Below are 1,479 nucleotides of genomic sequence, written 5' to 3' on the forward strand. Positions count from 1 at the left end.
GCTTTCCGTTCTTGGCCGCCTAGCCTCGGTAATCGGCATCGAATAGCCGGGGGACGGGCAATCCACCCGTAGCACCGCAAACAGAAGCCGTGTCCCGCGAGGACACGGTCGCGCCGGTCGCCGCGATCCAAATCATTAAAAAACAGATCCTGCCTCGATACCCGTTGCCGGCCTGACGGTATGGCTTCCTCGAGTACAACGACATCCGCCGTGCTCACGCGAGGTGCCTCCCGCATGACCTGCAAAAGCGCCCCGGCCGTTCCTGCGGGCGCTTCTGAGCTTGCTTCCACCAGCCGCCACAATCCTTCACCAGCGATCTGCTAAGCCGAAGTTCCAAGTTCTGATCAGAGCAAGTATAACCGTAACAACGCCTTAGCGACATCGTGAGAGCTACTTACGGCGGCGAGCGTTTTGCCTTTGGGCTGGATTTTGTTCTTGGCAATCGTGGCCAGGTCGCCGAGCATCGTTTGAAAGCTGTGCACCTTTAGCCCGTCGGCAGTCTGTTTGGTACTGGCCTTGAGTTGGGCCGCCTTGGAGCGTTGTGCGGGAGCGACGATGGAGGCGCGGGCGGCGTGAGCTTGCGGCTTGTCGTCGTCATCGAACAGCAAGGGAGCCAGGAGTTGGCGCATGTGCCACTCCACGTAATAGGCCAACATGCAAAGCAGGATGTGGGCGCGGACGCGATCGGGCAGGCGGTGATGGATGGGGCGCACATGCAGATCGACGGTCTTCAAACTGCGGAAGGCCCGCTCGACGCCGGACAAGCTCTTGTAACTGGCGACGACTTGTTCACTGGGTAAGGTTTCTTTCGCCACACTGGTGCGGATGACATAGATACCGTCCAAACTTTGCTCGCGCTCGATGTTGGCGGTTTTGCGTTGGTAATGAAAACTGTCGTCTTCGATACGCAACTGAAAGTGCTTGCCCATTTTGTAACGGTTGAGAATCTTGCCTGCGCGCAGTCCAATGTTTTGCTTGCCGCGGAGCGGACGTTTGGGACGCTTCGTGGCAACGACGATCTTCTCCAACTGCTTTTCGGTGGCGGCCAGCAAGTCGGGTCTTTTACGGGCGCGCTCCTCGGCCAGTAGGGGATTGAAGCAAGCGATCAAGCGTTCGCCGGGGAAATCGGGATGAGCGATCTCGACCAGATCCGTCGTGTCGAACAGGGACATCTGCAACTGGCCATCCTTGGCGAGTTTCTGGATCTGGTTGGCGCGGAGAGCAGAGATCCATTGGATACCGTGCGCGGCGGGCAAGTCTTGGCGGATGCGTGCGCTGGTGATCATGCCGCGGTCGCCGACGAGAACGACATTGGAGAGACCGAATCGAAGACGGAGCTTGTCGACCTGGGCAGCAACGGTCTTCGGGTCGCCGGTATTGCCGGGAAAGACCTCGACGGCGACGGGACAACCTTGAGAGTTGGTGAGCAGGCCAAAGACGATCTGCGGGTTTCCGGATTTGTTGTCGCGGGAGTGACCG

The 1,479-nt window shown here is 59.1% G+C and carries 1 protein-coding gene; it reads right to left on the minus strand.

Annotated elements, in window-relative coordinates; all coding sequences use genetic code 11:
• Positions 1-344: 344 nt before the first annotated feature.
• On the minus strand, positions 345-1,479 hold a 1,135-nt coding region (locus tag HY010_15865), incomplete at its 5' end, for an IS1634 family transposase (GenBank protein ID MBI3477210.1).

This window comes from Acidobacteriota bacterium (genome assembly GCA_016196065.1).
Classification (GTDB): Bacteria; Acidobacteriota; Terriglobia; order Terriglobales; family Acidobacteriaceae; genus Acidiflorens.